This is a genomic window from Bacillus sp. FSL K6-2865 (genome assembly GCF_040311405.1).
Classification (GTDB): domain Bacteria; phylum Bacillota; class Bacilli; order Bacillales; family Bacillaceae; genus Bacillus; species Bacillus velezensis.
In genome coordinates this window covers 3731541-3754547 of record NZ_CP152036.1, presented here as the reverse complement: position 1 = coordinate 3754547, position 23007 = coordinate 3731541, and the positions used below count along the sequence as shown (strand labels likewise).

27 protein-coding genes and 2 pseudogenes are annotated in these 23007 nt (G+C 47.1%); 26 read left to right on the top strand and 3 right to left on the bottom strand.

The features are described 5' to 3' along the window. Positions 1–11 precede the first annotated feature (11 nt). The 7 genes and pseudogenes from glpX to NYE42_RS18490 all read left to right on the top strand — a co-directional run bounded on the left by glpX (position 12) and on the right by NYE42_RS18490 (position 6684). The gene (glpX, locus tag NYE42_RS18520) at positions 12–977 is read left to right on the top strand and encodes a class II fructose-bisphosphatase (RefSeq protein ID WP_003151105.1); all 966 of its coding nucleotides are present in this window, start codon (positions 12–14) and stop codon (positions 975–977) included. 200 nt (positions 978–1177) lie between these two features. Beyond that, positions 1178–1283 (top strand): annotated as a pseudogene (locus tag NYE42_RS18515) (hypothetical protein); the annotation flags it as partial. A 99-nt stretch (positions 1284–1382) separates the two neighbouring features. After that, on the top strand, positions 1383–2669 hold the full coding sequence (gene rho / locus NYE42_RS18510; RefSeq protein WP_003151107.1) for a transcription termination factor Rho: 1287 nt from the start codon (positions 1383–1385) through the stop codon (positions 2667–2669). A gap of 121 nt (positions 2670–2790) precedes the next feature. Beyond that, on the top strand, positions 2791–2991 hold the full coding sequence (rpmE, locus tag NYE42_RS18505; protein WP_003151132.1) for a 50S ribosomal protein L31: 201 nt from the start codon (positions 2791–2793) through the stop codon (positions 2989–2991). An 84-nt stretch (positions 2992–3075) separates the two neighbouring features. Then, on the top strand, positions 3076–3660 hold the full coding sequence (locus NYE42_RS18500) for a thymidine kinase (protein WP_007614390.1): 585 nt from the start codon (positions 3076–3078) through the stop codon (positions 3658–3660). A gap of 283 nt (positions 3661–3943) precedes the next feature. After that, the gene (gene malS / locus NYE42_RS18495; protein ID WP_007407609.1) at positions 3944–5641 is read left to right on the top strand and encodes an oxaloacetate-decarboxylating malate dehydrogenase; all 1698 of its coding nucleotides are present in this window, start codon (positions 3944–3946) and stop codon (positions 5639–5641) included. A gap of 86 nt (positions 5642–5727) precedes the next feature. After that, a complete protein-coding gene (locus tag NYE42_RS18490; protein ID WP_352426631.1) occupies positions 5728–6684 on the top strand; it encodes an AEC family transporter in 957 nt (318 codons plus the stop codon). Between the two features lie 33 nt (positions 6685–6717). Here NYE42_RS18490 and racA read toward each other — a convergent pair whose 3' ends face one another. Both racA and NYE42_RS18480 read right to left on the bottom strand, forming a co-directional pair. Then, entirely contained in the window at positions 6718–7281 is a 564-nt protein-coding gene (racA, locus tag NYE42_RS18485; protein ID WP_015418422.1) for a chromosome-anchoring protein RacA, read from the bottom strand. A gap of 110 nt (positions 7282–7391) precedes the next feature. Further along, a complete protein-coding gene (locus NYE42_RS18480) occupies positions 7392–7775 on the bottom strand; it encodes a VOC family protein (RefSeq protein ID WP_003151138.1) in 384 nt (127 codons plus the stop codon). A gap of 111 nt (positions 7776–7886) precedes the next feature. On the opposite strand from NYE42_RS18480, the gene prfA reads away from it, so the two are divergent. The 3 genes and pseudogenes from prfA (at position 7887) to NYE42_RS18465 (ending at position 10163) form a co-directional block, all read left to right on the top strand. Next, positions 7887–8957, top strand: coding sequence for a peptide chain release factor 1 (gene prfA, locus NYE42_RS18475; protein WP_003151139.1), 1071 nt, complete (start codon positions 7887–7889; stop codon positions 8955–8957). A 1-nt stretch (position 8958) separates the two neighbouring features. After that, positions 8959–9819 (top strand): peptide chain release factor N(5)-glutamine methyltransferase, encoded by an 861-nt coding sequence (gene prmC, locus NYE42_RS18470; protein WP_015240760.1) that lies wholly within the window; start codon positions 8959–8961, stop codon positions 9817–9819. A 70-nt stretch (positions 9820–9889) separates the two neighbouring features. Further along, a pseudogene (locus NYE42_RS18465) lies at positions 9890–10163 on the top strand (DUF5316 family protein). Here the strand turns inward: NYE42_RS18465 and NYE42_RS18460 are convergent. Next, the gene (locus tag NYE42_RS18460; protein ID WP_003151143.1) at positions 10150–10524 is read right to left on the bottom strand and encodes a UPF0715 family protein; all 375 of its coding nucleotides are present in this window, start codon (positions 10522–10524) and stop codon (positions 10150–10152) included. The pseudogene NYE42_RS18465 and the gene NYE42_RS18460 overlap by 14 nt on opposite strands. A gap of 160 nt (positions 10525–10684) precedes the next feature. Between NYE42_RS18460 and spoIIR the strand changes: the two genes are divergently transcribed. The 16 genes from spoIIR to atpG all read left to right on the top strand — a co-directional run bounded on the left by spoIIR (position 10685) and on the right by atpG (position 22994). Continuing rightward, positions 10685–11365, top strand: a complete 681-nt coding sequence (gene spoIIR, locus NYE42_RS18455; protein WP_015418420.1) for a stage II sporulation protein R — start codon at positions 10685–10687, stop codon at positions 11363–11365. A gap of 70 nt (positions 11366–11435) precedes the next feature. Continuing rightward, positions 11436–11879 (top strand): hypothetical protein, encoded by a 444-nt coding sequence (locus NYE42_RS18450; protein WP_061047024.1) that lies wholly within the window; start codon positions 11436–11438, stop codon positions 11877–11879. 156 nt (positions 11880–12035) lie between these two features. Continuing rightward, a complete protein-coding gene (locus tag NYE42_RS18445) occupies positions 12036–13076 on the top strand; it encodes an L-threonylcarbamoyladenylate synthase (protein WP_199022220.1) in 1041 nt (346 codons plus the stop codon). Between the two features lie 68 nt (positions 13077–13144). Continuing rightward, entirely contained in the window at positions 13145–13702 is a 558-nt protein-coding gene (locus NYE42_RS18440; protein WP_015418417.1) for a manganese efflux pump MntP family protein, read from the top strand. A 73-nt stretch (positions 13703–13775) separates the two neighbouring features. Continuing rightward, positions 13776–14231, top strand: coding sequence for a low molecular weight protein arginine phosphatase (locus tag NYE42_RS18435; protein ID WP_007407600.1), 456 nt, complete (start codon positions 13776–13778; stop codon positions 14229–14231). 133 nt (positions 14232–14364) lie between these two features. Next, positions 14365–14814 carry a ribose 5-phosphate isomerase B gene (rpiB, locus tag NYE42_RS18430; protein ID WP_003151149.1) on the top strand — a complete coding sequence of 150 codons (450 nt, stop codon included), beginning with the start codon at positions 14365–14367 and terminating at the stop codon, positions 14812–14814. Positions 14815–14827: 13 nt separating this feature from the next. Continuing rightward, positions 14828–15370: a TIGR01440 family protein gene (locus NYE42_RS18425; RefSeq protein ID WP_007407598.1), complete on the top strand. Its 543-nt coding sequence runs from the start codon at positions 14828–14830 to the stop codon at positions 15368–15370. Between the two features lie 147 nt (positions 15371–15517). Beyond that, a complete protein-coding gene (glyA, locus tag NYE42_RS18420) occupies positions 15518–16765 on the top strand; it encodes a serine hydroxymethyltransferase (protein ID WP_033574392.1) in 1248 nt (415 codons plus the stop codon). 134 nt (positions 16766–16899) lie between these two features. Next, the gene (gene upp / locus NYE42_RS18415; RefSeq protein WP_003151154.1) at positions 16900–17529 is read left to right on the top strand and encodes a uracil phosphoribosyltransferase; all 630 of its coding nucleotides are present in this window, start codon (positions 16900–16902) and stop codon (positions 17527–17529) included. A 420-nt stretch (positions 17530–17949) separates the two neighbouring features. Beyond that, positions 17950–18333 (top strand): ATP synthase subunit I, encoded by a 384-nt coding sequence (gene atpI / locus NYE42_RS18410; RefSeq protein WP_003151155.1) that lies wholly within the window; start codon positions 17950–17952, stop codon positions 18331–18333. Between the two features lie 7 nt (positions 18334–18340). Next, positions 18341–19075 (top strand): F0F1 ATP synthase subunit A, encoded by a 735-nt coding sequence (gene atpB / locus NYE42_RS18405; RefSeq protein ID WP_014419099.1) that lies wholly within the window; start codon positions 18341–18343, stop codon positions 19073–19075. 45 nt (positions 19076–19120) lie between these two features. Next, positions 19121–19333, top strand: a complete 213-nt coding sequence (gene atpE, locus NYE42_RS18400) for a F0F1 ATP synthase subunit C (protein ID WP_003151167.1) — start codon at positions 19121–19123, stop codon at positions 19331–19333. A gap of 142 nt (positions 19334–19475) precedes the next feature. Continuing rightward, a complete protein-coding gene (atpF, locus tag NYE42_RS18395) occupies positions 19476–19988 on the top strand; it encodes a F0F1 ATP synthase subunit B (RefSeq protein WP_003151168.1) in 513 nt (170 codons plus the stop codon). Beyond that, positions 19985–20530: a F0F1 ATP synthase subunit delta gene (locus NYE42_RS18390; RefSeq protein WP_003151169.1), complete on the top strand. Its 546-nt coding sequence runs from the start codon at positions 19985–19987 to the stop codon at positions 20528–20530. The genes atpF and NYE42_RS18390 overlap by 4 nt, the downstream gene beginning before the upstream one ends. Before the next feature lie 16 nt (positions 20531–20546). Then, positions 20547–22055: a F0F1 ATP synthase subunit alpha gene (atpA, locus tag NYE42_RS18385; RefSeq protein WP_003151170.1), complete on the top strand. Its 1509-nt coding sequence runs from the start codon at positions 20547–20549 to the stop codon at positions 22053–22055. A gap of 75 nt (positions 22056–22130) precedes the next feature. Then, on the top strand, positions 22131–22994 hold the full coding sequence (gene atpG / locus NYE42_RS18380; RefSeq protein ID WP_003151172.1) for an ATP synthase F1 subunit gamma: 864 nt from the start codon (positions 22131–22133) through the stop codon (positions 22992–22994). Positions 22995–23007 lie beyond the last annotated feature (13 nt).

The window sequence follows — 23007 nt, the reverse complement described above, 5'->3', positions numbered from 1 at the left end:
ATCGTGTTGAAATGGAAAGAAGCTTATCGATGGAATTGGTTCGAGTCACTGAAGCGGCGGCTTTAGCATCTGCCAGATGGATGGGCCGCGGGAAAAAAGATGAAGCTGATGATGCGGCGACAAGCGCAATGCGTGACGTGTTTGACACGGTGCCGATGAAAGGCACGGTCGTGATCGGGGAAGGCGAGATGGATGAAGCGCCGATGCTTTACATCGGCGAAAAGCTCGGAAACGGATACGGCCCGCGCGTCGATGTCGCCGTCGATCCTCTTGAAGGCACAAACATCGTAGCGAGCGGCGGCTGGAATGCGCTGACGGTGATCGCGGTCGCCGACCACGGAACACTGCTGAACGCCCCGGATATGTATATGGAAAAAATCGCGGTCGGTCCCGAAGCGGTAGGCTGCATCGATATTGAAGCGCCTGTCATTGATAACTTAAAAGCCGTTGCGAAAGCGAAAAACAAAGACATTGAAGATGTCGTGGCAACCATTTTAAATCGTGACAGACATGAAAAAATCATCTCTGAATTGCGTGAGGCGGGCGCCAGAATCAAACTGATCAACGACGGTGATGTCGCGGGCGCCATCAATACGGCCTTTGACCATACGGGAGTAGACATTCTCTTCGGTTCAGGCGGGGCTCCTGAAGGCGTGCTGTCTGCCGTTGCGTTAAAAGCGCTCGGCGGCGAAATCATCGGCAGGCTTCTGCCGCAAAGTGCGGAAGAGCAGGCCCGCTGTGAGCGAATGGGCCTTGATGTATCCAAAGTGCTCCGGATGGAGGACCTTGTGAGAGGGGATGACGCCATTTTTGCCGCAACGGGCGTCACGGACGGAGAGCTGCTGAAAGGCGTTCAGTTCAAAGGCTCCGTCGGCACGACTGAAAGTCTGGTCATCCGGGCGAAATCAGGAACGGTCCGATTCGTTGACGGAAGACACAGCCTGAAGAAAAAACCAAATCTTGTGATCCGGCCATAAATAGAAAAAGCGGGACGGAAAGTCCCGCTTTTCTTTTGCAATAAAGAGTCATCCCTATCATTTATATGTCAAAGCATTATTTAAGTTGAATAATTTTTTGAAATGAGGTAAAAATAAAGAGTGCTGCGATTTTTCTGTGTCATTCCTTCTTTTGAGTACTGGGAAATTTTCAAATTCTACCGCATACAGACGATATAAATATTGATCTTCTCAAGTTTTTGTCCTCGCTTCCTTCAAAACTCATTAAGACATTCCTTTTTTAAAAAAGCGCCGATCATGGGTGGAAGTGTTACCGATAGAAGTTCCTGAACGTTTTATAAAAGAATGTGCTTTGGCGGAATCATGCGAAGCAGCCGATTTGAATGAAAACAGCAATACATTGACTATGAAAAGCGTGGTGTTTTTATGAAAGACGTATCTATTTCCTCTTTGGAAAATATGAAATTAAAAGAACTATATGAACTGGCCAGACATTATAAAATCTCCTACTACAGCAAACTGACTAAAAAAGAATTAATCTTTGCCATTCTGAAAGCCAACGCCGAGCAGGAGGATCTTCTGTTTATGGAAGGCGTGCTCGAAATCATCCAATCGGAAGGATTCGGCTTCCTCAGACCGATTAATTACTCGCCAAGCTCAGAAGACATCTACATTTCTGCTTCCCAGATCCGCCGCTTTGATTTAAGAAACGGTGACAAAGTATCCGGCAAGGTGCGTCCGCCGAAAGAAAACGAACGCTATTACGGACTTTTGCACGTTGAAGCGGTAAATGGAGATGACCCGGAATCTGCGAAAGAGCGCGTTCATTTTCCTGCGCTGACTCCGCTTTATCCGGACCGCCAAATGGTGCTTGAGACGAAACCGAATTATCTCTCAACAAGAATTCTCGATATGATGGCTCCCGTCGGTTTCGGCCAGCGCGGTCTGATCGTGGCGCCGCCGAAAGCCGGTAAAACCATGCTGTTGAAAGAAATCGCTAACAGCATTACGACAAATCAGCCTGACGCTGAATTGATCGTTCTCTTAATTGATGAAAGACCGGAAGAAGTAACGGATATTGAACGTTCCGTAGCGGGCGATGTCGTCAGCTCGACGTTCGATGAAGTGCCGGAAAATCACATTAAAGTAGCGGAGCTTGTGCTTGAACGGGCGATGCGTCTCGTTGAACATAAAAAAGACGTTATCATTCTGATGGACAGCATTACCCGCCTGGCACGGGCCTACAACCTCGTTATCCCGCCAAGCGGACGTACGCTTTCCGGCGGGATTGACCCGGCTGCATTCCATCGTCCGAAGCGCTTTTTCGGTGCCGCGCGAAACATTGAAGAGGGCGGCAGCCTGACCATTTTGGCGACGGCGCTCGTAGACACGGGCTCCCGGATGGATGACGTCATCTATGAAGAGTTTAAAGGAACGGGCAACATGGAGCTTCACCTTGACCGTTCTCTTGCGGAAAGACGGATTTTCCCGGCGATCGATATCCGCCGCTCCGGCACACGGAAGGAAGAGCTGCTCGTGCCGAAAGAGCATCTTGACCGTCTATGGGCGATCCGCAAATCGATGTCTGATTCTCCGGACTTCGCAGAGAAGTTTATGAGAAAAATGAAAAAAACAAAAACGAATCAGGAATTCTTCGATTTGATCAACCAAGAATGGAAGCAGGCAAACCTTTCATCATCAGCCCGCCGCTGATAAAAAATGTATTTGCAAATGCAGTAAATGACTGATATAATTCTCTCATATGCGTTCCGGATTACTCCGGAATAATAACTCTGTTTCCACACGGGATTCAGGGCGGAAGGAGATGGATACAATGAAAGCAGGAATTCATCCTAATTTCAAAAAAGCAACAGTTAAATGCGCTTGCGGAAATGAATTTGAAACAGGCTCAGTAAAAGAAGAGGTACGCGTTGAGATTTGCTCTGAATGCCACCCATTCTACACTGGACGTCAAAAATTCGCTTCTGCTGATGGTCGTGTTGATCGCTTTAACAAAAAATACGGTCTTAAGTAATAATAGATTTTACAGGCAGGCAAGAATTGCTTCTTGCCTGTTTTTTATGCCCATAAACAGGAAAAAAAGGGGAGCGGATAGCCTATGTACATAATGAAGCAAAGCGGATGGCTTGAGCTGATATGCGGCAGCATGTTCTCTGGGAAATCAGAAGAGCTGATCCGCAGAGTGAAAAGAGCGACATATGCGAAGCAGGAGGTCAAGGTGTTCAAACCTGCCATTGATAATCGCTACAGTGAGGAGGCCGTCGTTTCTCACAACGGCACATCCATGACAAGCCACGTCATCTCGTCTTCGGCTGAAATATGGGATCATATCAGTGAAAGCACGGACGTCATCGCGGTAGATGAGGTGCAGTTTTTCGGCGAATCGATCATCGGCGACTTATCCTCGCTTGCGGATAAAGGCTATCGTGTCATAGCGGCCGGACTTGATATGGATTTCCGGGGAGAGCCTTTCGGCGTGGTGCCGAATCTGATGGCGGTTGCCGAATCGGTGACGAAGCTGCAGGCGGTCTGCTCCGTTTGCGGGTCGCCGGCAAGCCGTACGCAGCGTTTGATTGACGGGAAGCCCGCTTCCTATGATGATCCGGTCATTTTAGTCGGCGCGTCGGAGTCATACGAAGCGAGATGCAGACATCATCACGAAGTGCCGAAAAAAACAGACTGATAAATAACCCTTTTCATGAAAACATCGGTAAAAAATCCGGTGTTTTTTTGACGTTTTTTCAAAAATTGTAGTTAAATAACTTAAAAAAGAGTATGAAAAAATTAAGTAATTTTCATCTCTTGAATTTTCATTTTTACAGGCATAAAATGACTAAGTAATGTAAATAGTTATGAGACATTGTTCGAATAATTGTCAAAAAAAGATATAGCAGATCGCGATCACACTAGCCAAAATGGGTAATTACTTAACTTTGTTAACTATTTGAAGAAAGAAGGAGATTTTCTTGAATAATATTAAAGTAACGAAGGAAGGCAACTTAGAAACTACTTTAAGAGGAAAAGAAGTTCTATCTATCCCTACTTTAAATAAAGGTGTTGCGTTTTCAGCAGAAGAAAGAAAAAGCCTTGGATTAGACGGGCTGCTTCCTCCGACAATTCTGTCTCTTGATGAGCAGGCAAAACGCGCATACGAGCAGTTTCAAGCTCAGCCGGACCGCCTTCGCCAAAACGTGTATTTGAATGATTTGCAAAACCGTAACGAAGTTCTTTTCTTTAAATTGCTTCAAAACCATCTTCGTGAAATGCTGCCGGTTGTTTACACACCGACTGTCGGTGAAGCGATTCAAGAATACAGCCATGAGTACAGAAGACCTCAAGGGATTTACCTTTCTATCGACAACGTGGAAGGAATCGAAGAGGCATTTGAAAACCTTCATGCCACTGCCGGAGATATTGATCTGATCGTTGCGACAGACTCAGAAAGCATCCTCGGAATCGGTGACTGGGGTGTAGGCGGTATCAACATCGCCATCGGTAAATTAGCGGTATACACAGCTGCTGCCGGTATTGACCCAAGCCGCGTTATTCCTGTCGTTCTTGACGTCGGTACGAACAATGAAAAACTTCTGAACGATCCTTTATACATCGGTAACCGCCATGAACGTATCCAAGGCGAACGTTACGAAGCTTTCGTTGACGCTTATGTAAAAGCTGCGCTTAAATATTTCCCTAAAGCTCTTCTTCACTGGGAAGACCTTGGAAACAAAAACGCGCGCAATATCATGAAGAAATACAACCATGAAATTCTTACATTCAACGATGACATTCAAGGAACAGGCGCGATTACGCTTGCAGGGGTGCTTGCGGCTATGAAGAAAACAGGCGCGTCTATTAAAGACCAGCGTGTGGTTGTCTTCGGTGCGGGATCTGCCGGAATCGGAATCGCTGACCAAATCCGCGACACTATGGTGCTTGCCGGTCTTTCTGAAGAAGAAGCCAACAAAGCGTTCTACACAATGGATTACAGAGGCTTGTTAATTGAAGGTATGGAAAACATTCTTGATTTCCAAGAGCCGTACCTGCGCACAGCTGAAGAAATTAAAGATTGGAAACGCGATGAAAATGGACAAATTCCTTTCATTGAAGTGATCCGTCAAGCGAAACCGACAATCTTAATCGGTACATCAGGCCAAAGCGGCGCGTTCAGTGAAGAAATCGTCAAAGAAATGGCAAAACACGTTGAGCGTCCGGTCATCATGCCGATGTCTAACCCGACACCGCTTGCTGAAGCCGTTCCTAGCGATCTTTTCAAATGGACTGACGGCAAAGTGCTTGTGGCGACAGGAAGCCCGTTTGACAATGTAGAGTACAATGGCGTTTCTCATGAAATCGGACAATCTAACAACGCATTCGCGTTCCCTGGACTTGGTCTCGGTTCAATCGTTGTAGAAGCGAAAGTGATTACTCCTGCAATGTTTGCGGCAACTGCTGACGCAATCGCAGAAAGCGTTGATTTTGAAACACCGGGTGCAGGCCTTCTGCCGAGCATGAGCGACTTACAAGAAGTTTCAATTAAAGTTGCGATCGCCGTAGCGGAAACTGCCATTAAAGAAGGCGTGGCAAACCGCATTCCTGAAAATGTAGAACAAGCCGTTCTTGATGCAATGTGGAAACCGCAATATAAACAAGTTGTCGCTAAATAATTTTTACGATTAATTTTACAGTCCGAGGGAAAGCTTTTATGTAAAGGCTAAAGTATACGGACATTAAGGATTTGGAGGAGAACATTTTGAGCTTCTTAGATATTTTAATCCTCCTGGCGCCGATCTTTTTCGTGATCGTGCTGGGATGGTTCGCAGGTCGCTTCGGAAGTTATGACGCGAAGTCAGCAAAAGGGGTAAGCACCTTAGTTACGAAGTACGCGCTTCCGGCGCATTTTATCGCTAGTATTTTAACCACTTCAAGAAGTGCGTTTTTATCACAGGTTCCTTTGATGGTCGCTTTGATCATTGGGATTGTCGGATTCTTTATCGTCATTCTGTTGGTTTGCAAATTTATCTTCAAGTATGATTTAACGAATTCATCTGTATTTTCTTTAAACTCTGCACAGCCGACATTTGCTTTTATGGGTATTCCCGTACTCGGAAGCTTATTCGGAGCAAGCGAAGTAGCGATTCCTATCGCCGTTACGGGTATCGTGGTTAACGCCATCCTTGACCCGCTTGCGATCATTATCGCTACTGTCGGTGAGTCATCTAAGAAAAAAGATGCTGAAAACGAGAACTTCTGGAAAATGACTGGTAAGTCTATTCTTCACGGTCTTTCCGAACCGCTTGCGGCTGCACCGCTTATCAGTATCATTTTGGTACTCTGCGGTGTAACACTCCCTGGCTTGGGAGAAAAAATGCTTGATCAGCTCGGAAGCACAACATCAGGTGTTGCGCTCTTCGCCGTCGGTGTAACTGTCGGTATCCGCAACATTAAGCTCAGTCTGCCGGCTTTCGGTATCGCTTTGTTAAAAGTTGCCGTTCAGCCTGCGCTGATGTATTTGATCGCTCTTGCAGTCGGACTTCCGGCTGACCAGATCACTAAAGCGGTATTGCTCGTTGCATTCCCTGGATCTGCGGTAGCGGCGATGATTGCCACACGTTTCGAAAAACAAGAGGAAGAAACTGCGTCCGCGTTCGTGATCAGTGCGATTTTATCTCTCATCTCACTGCCGATCATCATTGCGCTGACTGCATAATGAAAAGCTCCCTGTTTCAGGGAGCTTTTTTGATTAGAATTGAAATTTAAAAGGCGAAAATCTCGTTTTTTTTCTGGGTTTCTTATGTTCTGAAGAAGCGGCTGTTTCTGAGAGGGGAGCTGTCTGGGCAAGTTCCTGGATGCGGGAGGCCAATGTCTGCAATTCGGTATTGAGGTCGTCAATTTCCCGCCTGTGCTGAAGAAGCTGATAAGACACCCCTTCATCCGCCTTTTGTTTCAGCTGGCGTTCAAGCTCTTCTATCCTTGAAAGCAGATGGTTCTCACCTTGTTTCTCTTTCGTGAGAATGTCCAGTTTGCGCTCCAGCTCTGCCAATCTTTGTTCAGCGCCGCCATTGATTTTCGGACGCTGCAAAATGAAGCCCGTCCGTTTTTTCGGCTGCCGGGGCACTTGAACGTCCAGAAGGGCAGTGCCTTCAGAAATTTGCCGTTTGACCGATTTCAGCACATCAAGATCCTCAGGTGTAAAGGAATAATGTCCGAGCTCATTCCGTTCAGCCGGAAGATTCAGCTGCTTGACCCACCTTTGCACCGTTTTTGCGGAGACGCCGAGCTCTTTCGCGGCCATGTTTGTATTCATGATCACATACCTCCTTTTTGCTAGGTATTCGACCATGAGGCGGCGTTCCCTTCATGTTAGACAAAACAAGAAGGAATTCGCCAAAGAAAGCGGCATTTCTTCAAAAAACGTTACGCTTCATACAATTCAAGCGGAAGCTTGTCGGGATCGAAGAAAAAGGTAAACCGTTTCCCCGTCAGCGGATCGGTTCTGATCGGTTCTGTGCCGACGCCCTTTTCCTTTAACTCTCTGACGGCTGCTTCAAGATCGTTTACGGTGAAGGCGAGATGCCGGAGACCCGCGGCTTCCGGTCTGGTCGGCCGTTCGGGCGGATCGGGAAAGGAAAACAATTCAATCGCGTACGCGCCGTCCAGCGCCAGATCAAGTTTATAAGATTCCCGTTCCTTTCGGTATGTTTCTTTTATAATGCCGAAACCGAGAATCTCGGTGTAAAAAGCTTTCGACTTTTCATAATCAGAGCATATGATTGCTATATGGTGGATGGATTTCAGCATATCCGCTCCTCCTTTTTTGCTTCAGTATAACAGAGGCGAATTGCTTTTGACTGGCGATAAGCCCTATACTATAATGAGAATGTTACGCACAGGAAAACAGAGGTGAAGACCGTGTTAGACCGTTTACAGTCAATTGAACAACGATACGAAAAATTAAATGAGCTTTTAAGTGATCCGGAAGTGGTCAACGATCCGAAAAAGCTTAGAGAATATTCGAAAGAGCAATCTGATATACAAGAAACCGTTGAAGTCTATAGACAATACAGAGACGCATCAGAACAGCTTGCCGATGCGAAAGCGATGCTTGAGGAAAAGCTTGATGCCGATATGAGAGAAATGGTGAAGGAAGAAATCTCCGAACTGCAGGGAGAGACGGAAACCTTATCAGAGCGTTTGAAAGTGCTCCTCATCCCGAAAGACCCGAACGATGACAAAAACGTAATCATGGAGATCCGCGGAGCAGCGGGAGGAGAAGAAGCCGCGCTGTTTGCGGGAAATCTCTACAGAATGTACTCCCGTTACGCCGAAATTCAAGGCTGGAAGACTGAAGTCATGGAAGCAAACGTGACCGGAACGGGCGGTTACAAAGAAATCATCTTTATGATTACGGGAAAAGGCGCATACTCCAAGCTGAAGTATGAAAATGGCGCGCACCGCGTACAGCGTGTTCCGGAAACGGAATCAGGCGGCCGTATTCATACATCCACGGCGACGGTGGCGTGTCTTCCTGAAGCGGAAGAAGTAGAAGTGGACATCCACGAAAAAGATATCCGCGTCGATACATTCGCATCAAGCGGACCGGGCGGACAAAGCGTAAACACGACGATGTCGGCCGTACGCCTGACGCATTTACCGACCGGTGTCGTCGTTTCCTGTCAGGATGAAAAATCTCAGATTAAAAACAAAGAAAAAGCGATGAAGGTGCTCCGCGCCAGAATCTATGACAAATTCCAGCAGGAAGCTCAGGCTGAATATGATCAGACCCGTAAATCAGCCGTCGGTTCAGGCGACCGTTCCGAGCGTATCCGCACATACAATTTCCCGCAAAACCGTGTGACGGATCACCGCATCGGCCTGACGATTCAAAAGCTGGATCAAATCCTGGAAGGCAAGCTTGATGAAGTGGTTGAAGCGTTAATCGTAGAAGACCAGTCAAGCAAGCTCCAGCAGGCGGAAAATTAAGATGAAGACCGTTTTTGAAGCCCTAAGCTGGGCTTCTTCTTATTTAACCGAAGCGGGAAGAGAAAAAAACGCGGCCGAGCTGCTGTTGTTAAATGATACCGGAATGGATCGGAGCAAGCTTCTCGCAAGTCTGCAGGAGCCCGTCGGCGAGGACGAGCTTTATCGATTCAGACGGCACGTGGAGATGCATAAAGAAGGTATTCCGATTCAATATATTATCGGGAAAGAACAGTTTTACGGCAGGGAATTTTTTGTGAATGACGATGTTCTCATTCCGCGTCCGGAAACGGAAGAAGTCGTCTTTCATCTGCTGGACAGACAGAAGCGGGCATTTTCCGAGGCAGAACGACTGAACGTCATTGATATCGGTACGGGGAGCGGTGCCATTGCGGTGACGCTCGCCCTTGAATGCGGACATTTTTCAGTATCGGCTTCGGATATTTCAAAAGAAGCGCTGCAGGTGGCGGAAAGAAATGCGCAAAACCTCGGAGCGGACGTGTGTTTTTTGCAGGGAGATCTGTTAACTCCTTTTATTTCATCAGGGAAAAAAGCGGATATTATTGTTTCCAATCCGCCGTATATTTCTGAAGAAGAAATGGCGGATTTGTCGGATATCGTCCGTTTCCATGAGCCGCTTCATGCACTTACGGACGGCGGTGACGGTTTGAAATTCTACAAGCGGTTTATGGAGGAGCTGCCTCTTGTCATGAAAGATAAAGCGCTTGTCGTCTTTGAAATCGGATATAATCAGGGGAAAGCCGTGAAAGACCTGTTCCGTCATTCCTTTCCGAATGCGGAAGTGGAAGTCGTACAGGACATCAACGGAAAAGACAGAACCGTATCCGCGGTCATCACATCATGAAAAAAGCCCGCCGGTGACGCACACGGCGGGCTTTTGTTACAATGGAAAGAAAATGAAAGGGGCATCCGCCTTGAAAAAAGCGTTCGCCTTCGGATGTATACTCGCCGCCGCAGCTTATGCGGCGGTGTTTGTTCTGCCGTTTGGCGTTGACATCATTTTCGGCGCCGTTACGGCTGTTCTTATCGTCACAGCGATCATCGTTTCCGGGTTGGCCGTAAGCGGAGCAGCGGGCCAATTATCATTCTGAAACAGAAGAAGGACGGCACGCCCGTTTAAAGATGGCCGCCGTTTTCTTTTGCGCCGCTCTCCCTTCAGCCGGCTGTCTGCTGATTACGCTTCTGTAGCCGGATTTTGTCTTTGCAGCAATACGGAATCCCATACCCAGTAGACGACGGCTGTTAAAACCGCAAAGATATAAAAGGCTGAATTAGAAAACAGAGATTGGCCTGACGGCTGCAAAAGACCGAAGATAATCCCGTTTGCAATGAATGACACCCCTAAATAATAAAGAAAATACAGCGGATGAAATCTCTTCGGCTTTTTATTCAGAAAGTATTGAAGCGGCAGCGCAAAAATCAAATAAGGAAACAAAAAATAAAACGCCATCGAAATGAAAGCCGCGATAATAAATTGATGAACATACAAAATAGAATAAATGACAGACATACATGCCGCCGACAGCAGCACGGTGTAATTATATTTCATCTGAAAACCTCCTATCAAAATAATATCGTACCATATTTTGAATCTGTCAATGCAGATTATCAGCTTGCTAGATTTTTTTCTTCCCGCCGGTTTAAACCTTTTCCGTCATGTCCATAATGGGACTAGATAAAAAAAGCACGGAGAGGAACGGTGGGGACCGATGAAACAGACAATGATGATCTGCATATATATTTTTCTTTTATTATCAGGAGCGCTTGCGGGTTTGACAAAAGAAGAAACGGCGCGGGCATCAGCCGATGAGCCCGTCGTCATACCGGATGAAGCGATCCGGCTCAGAATTTTGGCCAACAGTGATAACGATGAGGATCAAAAGCTCAAGCGCCAGATCAGAGATGCTGTAAACAAGCAAATCACGGACTGGGTGAAAGATATCACTTCCATTGAAGAAGCGCGGCGGCTCATTCGTTCGAAGCTTCCTGAAATTAAAGAAATCGCCAAACAGACGATGAAAGAAAAGGGTGCGCATCAATCCGTTTCAGTTCAATTCAATAAAATTTCGTTTCCGACAAAGCTTTACGGCAATATGGTCTATCCGGCCGGAAAATATGAAGCGATTTTAATTACACTCGGCAATGGCGAGGGCGCCAACTGGTGGTGCGTCTTGTTTCCGCCGCTGTGCTTCCTTGATTTCTCAAACGGCGAAGCGGTGAAAGATCAGGAAGAGGGCGGACAGAAGCAGGAAGAAACGCAGAAACAGACTAAAAAAGTGCTGGATGACGTAAAAGCAAAGGCTGATAAAGCGAAGAAAGAAAATAAAGATGACGATGATACCGAAGTGAAGTTTTTCCTCGTCGATTGGATTTCAGATCTATTTTCCTGAAGTAAAAGGCATAAATCCGGATTCGATTCATAGATTGGAAGAAAGAGTTGATCGAAACGGAGGGAAATATATGTTTTATCAGCTGAGAGTGGCAAGAGATCAAGATACGGAGGCGCTGGAGGCCTTTTTGAAAAAGGCTGATACGGCACATGCGGAAATCGATCAGCAGATCAGCCGGTTTATCGTACTGGAAGACAGCGAAAAAATGATTGCCGCCTGTCTCGGGATCGAAAAATTCAGCGGCGGAAAAGGGCTTCTCCGTTCACTCGTCATGTCGGACAGGCTGAATCAAAGCCATATCGTTACACTGTTTCAAAGTATGGATGTGCTGTGCAAAAAACATGAGATTCAAGATGTCTACTTAGTCGCCAATCAGCCCTCATCTGCTGAGTTTCTGAATGTGATGGGATTTGAAGCGTGCGCCGATGCGCCTGATGAACTGTATACGTCCGAACATTTCCGCAACTCGTTATGCACAAAAGGTTCGTTTTTAATGGTGAAAACCTCTGCCTGATCTAACTTATACACAAGGTTATCCACTTATTAAAAAGTGTTGTCCACAGTTTGTGGATAACACTTGTTTTATTAAAGGACATCTTTTATACTTTCAAAAGGAATACACGAGAGCAAATAAAGTTTTACCGCTTTAAAATAAGGAGTTTGGTTATACATGAAAACAAGAAGATGGTTTGTGGATTGTTCCGCAGAATTATCCACAACCAATCCCCAGATTACACAAGCCGCGGAATTGCTGCGGCAGAATGAGGTTGTGGCTTTTCCGACAGAAACCGTTTACGGACTGGGCGCTAACGCTGAAAATACGGAAGCCGTAACGAAAATATATGAGGCGAAAGGAAGGCCGAGCGATAACCCGCTGATTGTGCATATATCCCATATCAGCCAGCTTGATCGTTTTATCAGCCATATTCCTGAGACGGCGAAAAAGCTGATGAAGCTATTCTGGCCGGGGGCGCTGACCCTTGTTCTGCCGTGTAAGCCCGGTGTGCTGTCACCCCGTGTCACCGCGGGACTTGAGACGGTAGCGGTCAGAATGCCTGATCATCCGGTAGCATTAGCCCTCATCAGCTCGGCCGGACTGCCGATCGCCGCGCCGAGCGCCAATTTATCAGGAAAACCGAGCCCGACGAAGGCCGAGCATGTAGCTCATGATTTAAACGGCCGCATTGCCGGTATTGTGGACGGCGGCGCGACGGGAATCGGAGTGGAATCAACCGTTCTGTCCTGTACGGGGAAACAGCCCGTGCTGCTTCGTCCGGGCGGCGTGACAAAAGAGCAGATTGAATCCGCCGCCGGTTCGGTTCTTGTGGATAAAGGGCTGACCGAAGAAGATGAGGTTCCTATTTCTCCCGGTATGAAATATACACATTACGCGCCTTCTGCGCCGATGGCTATTGCCGACGGCGGCGCCCGGAGAATTCAAGAACTGGCAGACGCATATAAAAGCCGGGGGAAACGAATCGGCATTTTGACAACAGAAGAGAACGCCGATAGTTACCAGGCTGATTATATCAAGGTCTGCGGCAGACGCGCCGACCTTGAAACAGTGGCATCCGCCTTATACGATGCGCTCCGCAGCTTTGATGAAGCGGAAGTGGACATGATTATTTCTGAGTCCTTTCCGGATACCGGAGTGGGGCTCGCCGTGATGAACAGGCTGATGAAAGCCGCAGGCGGCACCGTTATCCATTAACTTGTTCTACCCCTTATCGGACATGCATAAGCTAAACAAGCGGGCACGTCCAAGGGGGTTTTTATTTCATGTCGAATCTATTCATCGGGGAACTTGTCTCCTTAAGCATCATGGCATTTGCTTTGGGGACGGATGCCTTTTCCGTCGGGCTCGGAATGGGAATGATTCAGCTGAAGAAAAAACAGATTTTTCATATAGGGGTTGTCATCGGGCTGTTTCATGTCATGATGCCGCTTGCGGGAATGGCGGCCGGGCATCTGCTGTCCGGTTTTCTGGGGATGCTTGCCGTTTACATCGGCGGATCTCTTCTTTTCATTTTAGGGGTGCAGATGATCATCGCCGCGTTTAAACAATCAGACGGGCCGCTCATATCTCCGGCAGGCTCGGGACTGTTGCTGTTTGCGGTCGGTGTCAGTCTGGACAGCTTTTCTGTCGGGCTCAGTCTCGGGATGAACGGTTCCAATCCGTTTCTGGCCGTTACGCTGTTCGGGGTTTTCAGCACCGTTTTAACATGGGCGGGCCTTTTGGCGGGAAGAAAGGTGCAGTCGTGGCTCGGCTCCTACAGCGAAGCGCTTGGCGGAGCCATTTTGATCGGGTTCGGGTTGAAACTGCTTTTACCGATATAAGATACGTAAAAAAAGAAACGAAGATGCCGTTTCTTTTTTCTTCATTTATAATAGGCAGTAAGAGGTGACGGACATGAAAATAATCTTTGTATGTACAGGCAATACGTGCCGCAGTCCTATGGCTGAGGCGCTTTTTAAATCCATTGCAGAAACGAAAGGGCTGGACGTCAGCGTAAGCTCGGCCGGCGTATTCGCGTCTCCGAACGGAAAAGCGTCAGCCCATGCCGTGGAAGCGCTGTTTGAAAAACGGATCGCTCTCAATCACAGTTCATCTCCCTTATCGGAAGAACATATCGAGACGGCTGATCTGGTGCTGGCGATGACGGAACAGCACAAACAGCTGATTGAAGGCCGATATCAAAACAGTCAGGGCAAAGTCTTTACCATTAAAGAATACGTAACGGGGGAAAACGGCGATATCTCTGACCCGTTCGGCGGTCCGCTTGATGTTTATAAACAGACGCGGGACGAACTGGAGGAGCTGCTGACCCTTTTGGCTGATCAATTGCTTGACGGAAAAAGCAAGTAATCTGTCAGAAAATCTGCAAACAGGTCATTTGCAAAACGAATGTGAAAGAGTAGAATGAAATCAACGGATTTCGTAATAAAAAGGACAAGCACACTGGGCTGTCTTCGCCCAGCCACACCTAGGAGGTAAATGAATGAAAGTAGCTATTGCGTCAGATCACGGCGGCGTCCATATCCGCGAAGAAATAAAAAGTCTTTTGGATGAATTGCAGATTGAATACATTGATATGGGCTGTGAATGCGGCGCCGGCTCTGTCGATTATTCAGACTACGCTTTTCCGGTAGCGGAAAAAGTGGTGAACGGCGAAGCTGACAGGGGAATTTTAATTTGCGGCACAGGCATCGGCATGAGCATCTCCGCAAATAAGGTAAAGGGCATACGCTGTGCGCTTGCCCATGACACCTTCAGCGCAAAAGCGACGCGTGAACACAATGACACGAATGTTCTTGCGATGGGCGAACGCGTCATCGGCCCGGGGCTGGCGCGCGAAATCGCAAAAGTCTGGCTGACGACTGAATTTACGGGCGGCCGCCACGAACGGCGGATCGGCAAAATCGCAGATTACGAAGAAAAAAATCTGTAAGAGGTGCTGGACAATGGAAGAGATGAAGCAAAAATGGACGGACATGCTGACTGAGTTTCAAGAGCAGGCAGGACTGACGGACGGCAGTCTGCTGGTGATCGGGTGCAGTACAAGTGAAGCCGCCGGAAGCCGGATCGGCACCGCCGGAAGCGGGGATTGGGCTGAATTGATATACGGCGGACTTAACCGGTTTAAGGAAAAAACGGGTGTGCATCTTGCTTTTCAATGCTGCGAGCATTTAAACAGGGCGCTTGTCATTGAAGCGGAAACGGCCGAGCGGTTCAGGCTCCCCATTGTTTCAGCCGTCCCCGTCCCGAAAGCGGGCGGAGCAATGGCCTCTTATGCATACCGGCAGATGCGTTCTCCCGTGCTCGCCGAATCAATTCAGGCTGATGCCGGGATTGACATCGGCGATACGTTCATCGGCATGCATCTGAAACCCGTTGCCGTCCCTGTCCGGATATCAAGCCGTGAGCTTGGAGAAGCACATGTGACGATGGCCCGGACAAGGCCGAAGCTGATAGGCGGAATTCGCGCCGTTTATGAATGCGAATGATGAAAATGCTTTTCCTGTATAATGTTCGTGTTTTCTAATTAAATTTTGTGATTTTTTTAAATAAGCTGTTACATTCACCTGAAAAACCATGTACAATAAGGGTGGTAAAAATAAAGAACAGGAAACGGATAGGAGAGGATCTCGCTGATGAAACATTTACCTGTACAAGACAAACAAGTGTTTAACGCCATCAAAGATGAGCGTAAGCGTCAACAGACTAAGATCGAATTAATTGCTTCTGAAAACTTCGTGACGGAAGCGGTAATGGAAGCGCAAGGCTCTGTTTTAACAAACAAATATGCTGAAGGCTACCCCGGCAAACGCTACTACGGCGGCTGTGAGCATGTTGATGTCGTTGAGGACATCGCCCGCGACCGCGCGAAAGAGATTTTCGGAGCTGAGCATGTAAACGTTCAGCCGCACTCAGGCGCTCAGGCGAACATGGCTGTTTACTTCACGATTTTAGAGCACGGCGACACGGTGCTCGGGATGAACCTCTCCCACGGCGGCCACTTAACACACGGAAGCCCGGTTAATTTCAGCGGCGTTCAATACAACTTTGTAGAATACGGTGTCGATAAAGACACGCAATATATAGATTATGAAGATGTGCGTGAAAAAGCGCTGGCGCATAAGCCGAAACTCATCGTTGCCGGAGCGAGCGCGTACCCCCGCACGATCGACTTTAAAAAATTCCGCGAAATCGCTGATGAAGTCGGCGCTTACTTCATGGTAGACATGGCGCATATCGCGGGTCTTGTCGCAGCCGGTCTTCATCCGAATCCGGTTCCTTACGCTGACTTTGTAACGACAACGACTCACAAAACACTTCGCGGCCCCCGCGGAGGAATGATCCTTTGCCGTGAAGAGTTCGGCAAAAAGATTGATAAATCCATTTTCCCGGGAATCCAAGGCGGACCGCTTATGCATGTCATCGCGGCCAAAGCCGTTTCTTTCGGAGAAGTGCTTGAAGATGATTTCAAAACGTATGCGCAAAACGTCATCTCGAACGCGAAGCGCCTGGCTGAGTCTCTGAACAAAGAGGGCATTCAGCTCGTATCAGGCGGAACGGATAACCACCTTGTGCTTGTCGACCTCCGTTCTCTCGGACTGACCGGAAAAGTCGCTGAACACGTTCTTGATGAAATCGGCATTACATCTAATAAAAACGCGATCCCTTACGATCCGGAAAAACCGTTCGTCACAAGCGGAATCCGTCTCGGTACGGCAGCTGTGACAAGCCGCGGCTTTGACGGTGACGCGCTTGAAGAAGTCGGCGCCATCATCGGCCTCGCGCTGAAACATCATGAAGACGAAGCAAAACTTGAAGAAGCGAGACAGCGCGTATCTGTCTTGACTGAAAAGTTTCCTTTATATAAAGAACTGGACTATTAATAAGGAAGAAACCCGCCGGAACCTTAATCCGGCGGGTTTTTTTATGATTTTCTTGAAACTGTTTGTCTTTTTCTGTAGAATCAATAGAAGTGTGAAAAAGTCACTCGGACAACAAAAAAGGAGCTGAACACAGTATGGGAAAGGTTTACGTATTTGATCATCCTTTAATCCAGCATAAACTGACATATATTCGGAATGAAAATACAGGCACAAAGGATTTCAGAGACCTTGTGGACGAAGTCGCATCACTGATGGCGTTTGAAATTACACGTGATCTTCCTCTTAAAGAAGTGGAAGTGAAAACACCTGTTCAAACAGCGACATCCAAAGTGATTTCAGGGAAGAAACTCGGTATCGTGCCGATCCTGAGAGCGGGTCTCGGAATGGTTGACGGCATGCTGAAATTAATCCCGGCCGCTAAAGTGGGACATGTCGGATTATACCGTGATCCGGAAACCTTAAAACCGGTGGAATACTATGTCAAGCTTCCTTCTGATGTAGAAGAACGCGAATTTATTGTCGTGGATCCGATGCTTGCTACGGGAGGTTCTGCGGTGGAAGCGATAAACAGCCTGAAAAAGCGCGGCGCGAGAAACATTCGTTTTATGTGTCTTGTAGCGGCTCCGGAAGGCGTGGAAGAACTGCAGAAACATCATTCTGACGTTGATATTTACATCGCCGCCCTTGATGAAAAACTGAATGAAAAAGGCTATATCGTTCCGGGCCTCGGTGACGCGGGTGACAGACTGTACGGAACCAAATAAATCGGAAAACCTCATTCAGGGGTTTTCTTTTTTTATCCAGATATTTGCTGAATGGGCAGAGTTCATACATTTATAGGTGAAATTGTGAACATTCTGTGTATGCTTGCGGTATAAAAAGTTTTTTAACTTTAAACAGATTGACACATGTTAGGGGCTATTGTATGCTAAACGAGGGTATTATGAGAAGGTTTTCATTCCTTTCATTTCTAGTATCCATCCTCATTTTAAATCCTCCAAAAAACCCGTTATATGAGGATTTATCTAAGCGAATGAAACAGCATCCCGTGGCATCAGGAGGATGAGTGGTTTTTTCGAACAGGCCGTTTTGCGGGACAAAAAAAGGCCTTCTGCAAAGGGTTAACCGCATGTTTTGCCGTATCCAGGAATTATATTACATTTTCATCAGGAGACAGATAGTTGATGGACGATCCCAATCTTACATTCAGCAGACAACGGAGATATGTATTTGTAATCTTAGCAATCTATTTGCTGGGATATGGTCTTACGGCGTATAAAACTGTTTTTTTAGGCCTCTTTTTGGGAACTGTTTTCAGTTTGTTTAATTTGTGGCTCTTGACCAGAAGAATGAATGCTTTTGACAAGGCCGTGGCGAAAGGAAAGTCCATACGATCACTCGGGAGCGCAGCGCGTTGGTGCAATGCGATACTTGCGATGGCTGTCGCCTTTAAATATCCCGATAAAGTCAGTGTGGCAAGTGTGATTATTGGATTAATGACAATTTATCCCGTCATTATGATAGATTCCATTATTCAGCTCAAACGTTCATCAATGGAAGAGAGGTGAAAACCCATTGAATCACGATTACAGAACTATTGATTTGTTTGGTCTTACTTTTAATCTGACAAACATTCTGATGATTACTGTGGCAAGTGTGATTGTGCTGCTGATTGCGATTCTCACTACGAGAACGCTGTCCATCCGTCCGGGAAAAGCCCAGAACTTCATGGAATGGATTGTTGATTTTGTCCGCAATATTATAGGCAGTACAATGGATTTAAAAACAGGGGCTAACTTCTTGGCGCTTGGTGTAACCTTGCTGATGTACATATTTGTATCAAATATGCTGGGGCTGCCGTTTTCTGTAACGGTCGGACACGAGCTTTGGTGGAAATCACCGACGGCCGATCCGGCTATTACTCTGACTCTAGCCGTTATGGTTGTGTCGTTAACGCACTATTACGGCGTGAAGATGAAAGGTTTGAAGGAATACTCTAAGGATTACCTCAGACCGGTTCCGCTTATGTTCCCGATGAAGATCATTGAGGAGTTTGCGAATACGCTGACACTCGGACTTCGTCTTTACGGTAACATTTTCGCCGGGGAAATTCTTCTTGGCCTGCTTGCGAATCTGGCGACGAATTTCTACTCAAACAGTTTCTTTCTCGGTTTGGTCGGCACAGTCGGAGCCATTCTTCCGATGCTTGCATGGCAGGCGTTCAGCTTGTTCATCGGTACCATCCAGGCATTTATCTTTACGATGCTGACGATGGTGTACATGTCACACAAAATCAGTCATGATCATTAAAATCATATATCCATTCGGATAACATTTTAAAGGAGGAACTTTTTCATGAATTTAATAGCAGCTGCAATTGCAATCGGTTTAGGTGCACTTGGTGCAGGTATTGGTAACGGTCTGATCGTTTCACGTACGGTAGAGGGAATCGCCCGTCAGCCGGAAGCAGGAAAAGAACTTAGAACTCTTATGTTCATGGGTATCGCATTGGTTGAGGCCCTTCCGATTATCGCTGTCGTTATCGCGTTCTTAGCGTTCTTTGGCTAAGCAAAAAAGCCTTATATGAACTAAAAATGGCGAAGATCACTCTAAGAGAACCTTCGCCATTGCTTTATGTCTGATAAGCACGCCGTCCCGAAACGGCTTTTTATCAGCAGAGAAAACCTGCAGAAGGGAGTTGCCGTAGTAGATGTCTCAATTACCTCTTGAATTAGGACTGTCGTTTAACGGCGGAGATATCCTATTCCAATTGTTAGCTATGCTAGTTTTATTAGCGCTTCTCAAGAAATTCGCTCTTGGACCGCTATTAAATATAATGAAACAGCGTGAAGATCATATCGCCGGCGAAATTACGTCCGCTGAAGAAAGAAATAAAGAAGCGCAGAAGCTGATTGAAGAGCAGCGCGTTCTTTTAAAAGAAGCGAAACAGGAATCACAATCACTCATTGAAAATGCGAAAAAATTGGGTGAAAAGCAGAAGGAAGACATTATCCAGGCTGCACGCGCCGAGTCTGAAAGATTGAAAGAAGCGGCGAGAACCGAAATTGTCAAAGAAAAAGAACAAGCGGTTTCCGCACTTCGCGAGCAAGTCGCATCACTTTCTGTCTTAATCGCATCGAAAGTGATTGAAAAAGAGCTTGATGAACAAGCCCAGGAACAACTGATTCAGGACTATCTTAAAGAGGTAGGAGAAAGCCGATGAGTGGATCTGCTGTCTCTAAACGATACGCGTCAGCGCTTTTCGACATTGCCGTTGAGACTTCTCAAATCAATGAAATCGAAGAAGAGCTTACCGTACTAAAAGAAGTGTTCCGGAACGAAGCCGGATTACAGGAAGTGTTAAGCCATCCGAAGGTATCGGCCGCTAAGAAAAAAGAGCTGATTCAGCAATCGTTCGGCGCACTGTCTGAGTCTGTGCTGCATACGATTTTTCTTCTGATTGACCGCCGCCGGTCTTCGATTGTGCCTGATCTCACAGACGAGTTTATCAAACTTGCCAATCAGGCCCGTCAGACAGAGGACGCGGTTGTTTATTCAGTAAAACCGCTGTCAGAAGCGGAAATGTTATCATTGTCTCAAGTGTTTGCAAAAAAAGCCGGAATCGCTTCGCTCAGAATCAGAAATGAAGTGCAGACGGATTTAATAGGCGGCATTAAAGTCCGCATTGGAAACCGGATTTATGACGGAAGCGTAAGCGGAAAGCTTGAGCGCATGGAACGTCAACTTGCCGGAGGAAATCGATAGAAGGGGTGAAACCTAAGTGAGCATCAAAGCTGAAGAGATTAGCACGCTGATAAAGCAGCAAATTCAAAATTACCAATCTGAAATTGAAGTTCATGACGTAGGTACAGTCATCCAAGTCGGAGACGGTATTGCGCGTGTGCACGGCCTTGACAATTGTATGGCCGGTGAACTTGTTGAGTTTTCAAACGGCGTTTTGGGTATGGCTCAAAACCTTGAAGAATCCAACGTAGGTATCGTTATCTTAGGACCTTACAGAGATATCCGTGAAGGTGATGAGGTCAAAAGAACGGGCCGCATCATGGAAGTTCCTGTAGGTGAAGAATTAATCGGACGTATCGTCAACCCGCTCGGACAGCCGGTAGACGGACTGGGTCCGATTCTGACAAGCAAAACACGTCCGATCGAAAGCCAGGCTCCAGGCGTAATGGACCGTAAATCGGTACATGAGCCGCTGCAAACGGGTATCAAAGCGATCGACGCGTTAATTCCGATCGGCCGCGGACAGCGTGAGCTGATTATCGGTGACCGTCAGACAGGTAAAACATCTGTTGCGATTGATACAATCTTAAACCAAAAAGATCAAGACATGATCTGTGTGTACGTAGCGATCGGCCAGAAAGAATCTACAGTGCGCGGCGTAGTGGAAACACTTCGTAAGCATGGCGCGCTTGATTACACGATTGTCGTGACGGCGTCCGCTTCACAGCCGGCTCCGCTTCTGTACCTTGCACCGTATGCAGGGGTGACAATGGGTGAAGAATTCATGTACAACGGCAAGCACGTTCTCGTCGTATATGATGATTTATCCAAACAAGCGGCCGCTTACCGTGAGCTGTCATTGCTTCTTCGCCGTCCGCCGGGCCGTGAAGCATTCCCTGGGGATGTATTCTATCTTCACTCCCGTCTGCTTGAGCGCGCAGCCAAGCTGAGTGACGCAAAAGGTGCAGGATCAATTACGGCGCTGCCGTTCGTCGAAACACAAGCAGGAGATATCTCCGCTTATATCCCGACAAACGTCATTTCCATTACTGACGGACAGATTTTCCTTCAATCCGACCTATTCTTCTCAGGCGTGCGTCCTGCGATCAATGCCGGATTATCCGTTTCCCGTGTCGGCGGATCAGCCCAAATCAAAGCGATGAAAAAGGTAGCGGGAACATTGCGTCTTGACCTGGCTTCATACCGTGAACTTGAAGCGTTCGCCCAATTCGGATCTGATCTTGACCAGGCGACTCAGGCGAAACTGAACCGCGGTGCGCGTACAGTTGAAGTGCTGAAGCAAGACTTGAATAAACCGCTTCCGGTTGAAAAACAGGTAGCCATTCTTTATGCGCTGACAAAAGGATATCTTGATGATATTCCGGTTGCGGATATCAGACGTTTTGAAGAAGAGTACTACATGTACCTTGATCAAAACCATAAAGATCTGCTTGACGGCATTGCGAAAACAGGAAACCTTCCTGCTGATGAAGACTTCAAAGCTGCAATCGAAGGCTTCAAACGCACATTTGCACCAAGCAACTAACCCTTAGAAGATGAGAGAAAAAGGTTCTCTTTTTCTCTCTTTTTACGCAAATGAAGAATAAAGGTGGTGAAATCTTTGGCCTCATTACGCGATATTAAGTCAAGGATCACGTCAACGAAAAAAACAAGCCAGATTACAAAAGCCATGCAGATGGTATCCGCTGCGAAGCTGAACCGTGCGGAAACCAACGCAAAGTCATTTGCTCCGTATATGGATAAGATCCAGGAGGTTGTGTTTAACGTCGGAAAAGGCGCGAAAAACGCGAAACACCCGATGCTTGTCTCAAGAGAAGTGAAAAAGACGGCGTATCTCGTCATTACGTCTGACCGCGGGCTTGCGGGTGCGTTTAACAGTTCGGTTTTGCGAAACGCTTACCGCACCATTCAAGAACGCCATCAGTCTAAAGATGAATACACGGTGATTGCAATCGGCAGAGTCGGCCGCGATTTCTTCAAAAAACGGGAAATGCCGATTTTGTCTGAGTTAGTGGGGCTTGGCGACGAGGTCACTTTTGCTCAGATTAAAGATTTGACCCGTCAGACGGTTCAAATGTTTATCGACGGCGCTTTTGATGAACTGCATTTGGTGTATAACCATTTCGTCAGTGCGATTTCACAGGAAGTGACGGAGAAAAAAGTGCTGCCTTTAACGGATTTCGGAACGAGCGGCGGGAAGCGCACGGCTTCTTACGAGTTCGAACCGGATGAAGAAGAGGTGCTCGAAGTGCTGCTTCCTCAATATGCGGAAAGCTTAATTTACGGCGCGCTTCTTGACAGTAAAGCAAGTGAACACGCTGCGAGAATGACAGCAATGAAAAATGCGACTGATAATGCGAAAGAACTCATTGATTCACTTTCGCTTTCATATAACCGCGCGCGTCAAGCGGCGATTACACAAGAAATTACCGAAATTGTCGGCGGTGCAGCCGCTTTAGAATAGAAAGATTTTGTCA

Bases quoted from the DNA above. Each gene is read 5' to 3' on its own strand.
- rho (WP_003151107.1), top strand. From the start codon at position 1,383: ATGAAAGACGTATCTATTTCCTCTTTGGAAAATATGAAATTAAAAGAA.
- glpX (WP_003151105.1), top strand. From the start codon at position 12: ATGGAAAGAAGCTTATCGATGGAATTGGTTCGAGTCACTGAAGCGGCG.
- atpI (WP_003151155.1), top strand. From the start codon at position 17,950: ATGGACGATCCCAATCTTACATTCAGCAGACAACGGAGATATGTATTT.
- NYE42_RS18500 (WP_007614390.1), top strand. From the start codon at position 3,076: ATGTACATAATGAAGCAAAGCGGATGGCTTGAGCTGATATGCGGCAGC.
- glyA (WP_033574392.1), top strand. From the start codon at position 15,518: ATGAAACATTTACCTGTACAAGACAAACAAGTGTTTAACGCCATCAAA.
- NYE42_RS18425 (WP_007407598.1), top strand. From the start codon at position 14,828: ATGGAAGAGATGAAGCAAAAATGGACGGACATGCTGACTGAGTTTCAA.
- NYE42_RS18460 (WP_003151143.1), bottom strand. From the start codon at position 10,524: ATGAAATATAATTACACCGTGCTGCTGTCGGCGGCATGTATGTCTGTC.
- racA (WP_015418422.1), bottom strand. From the start codon at position 7,281: ATGAATACAAACATGGCCGCGAAAGAGCTCGGCGTCTCCGCAAAAACG.
- NYE42_RS18480 (WP_003151138.1), bottom strand. From the start codon at position 7,775: ATGCTGAAATCCATCCACCATATAGCAATCATATGCTCTGATTATGAA.
- atpE (WP_003151167.1), top strand. From the start codon at position 19,121: ATGAATTTAATAGCAGCTGCAATTGCAATCGGTTTAGGTGCACTTGGT.
- upp (WP_003151154.1), top strand. From the start codon at position 16,900: ATGGGAAAGGTTTACGTATTTGATCATCCTTTAATCCAGCATAAACTG.
- NYE42_RS18450 (WP_061047024.1), top strand. From the start codon at position 11,436: ATGTTTTATCAGCTGAGAGTGGCAAGAGATCAAGATACGGAGGCGCTG.
- NYE42_RS18440 (WP_015418417.1), top strand. From the start codon at position 13,145: ATGTCGAATCTATTCATCGGGGAACTTGTCTCCTTAAGCATCATGGCA.
- spoIIR (WP_015418420.1), top strand. From the start codon at position 10,685: ATGAAACAGACAATGATGATCTGCATATATATTTTTCTTTTATTATCA.
- prmC (WP_015240760.1), top strand. From the start codon at position 8,959: ATGAAGACCGTTTTTGAAGCCCTAAGCTGGGCTTCTTCTTATTTAACC.
- NYE42_RS18390 (WP_003151169.1), top strand. From the start codon at position 19,985: ATGAGTGGATCTGCTGTCTCTAAACGATACGCGTCAGCGCTTTTCGAC.
- rpmE (WP_003151132.1), top strand. From the start codon at position 2,791: ATGAAAGCAGGAATTCATCCTAATTTCAAAAAAGCAACAGTTAAATGC.
- NYE42_RS18435 (WP_007407600.1), top strand. From the start codon at position 13,776: ATGAAAATAATCTTTGTATGTACAGGCAATACGTGCCGCAGTCCTATG.
- NYE42_RS18445 (WP_199022220.1), top strand. From the start codon at position 12,036: ATGAAAACAAGAAGATGGTTTGTGGATTGTTCCGCAGAATTATCCACA.
- atpF (WP_003151168.1), top strand. From the start codon at position 19,476: ATGTCTCAATTACCTCTTGAATTAGGACTGTCGTTTAACGGCGGAGAT.
- rpiB (WP_003151149.1), top strand. From the start codon at position 14,365: ATGAAAGTAGCTATTGCGTCAGATCACGGCGGCGTCCATATCCGCGAA.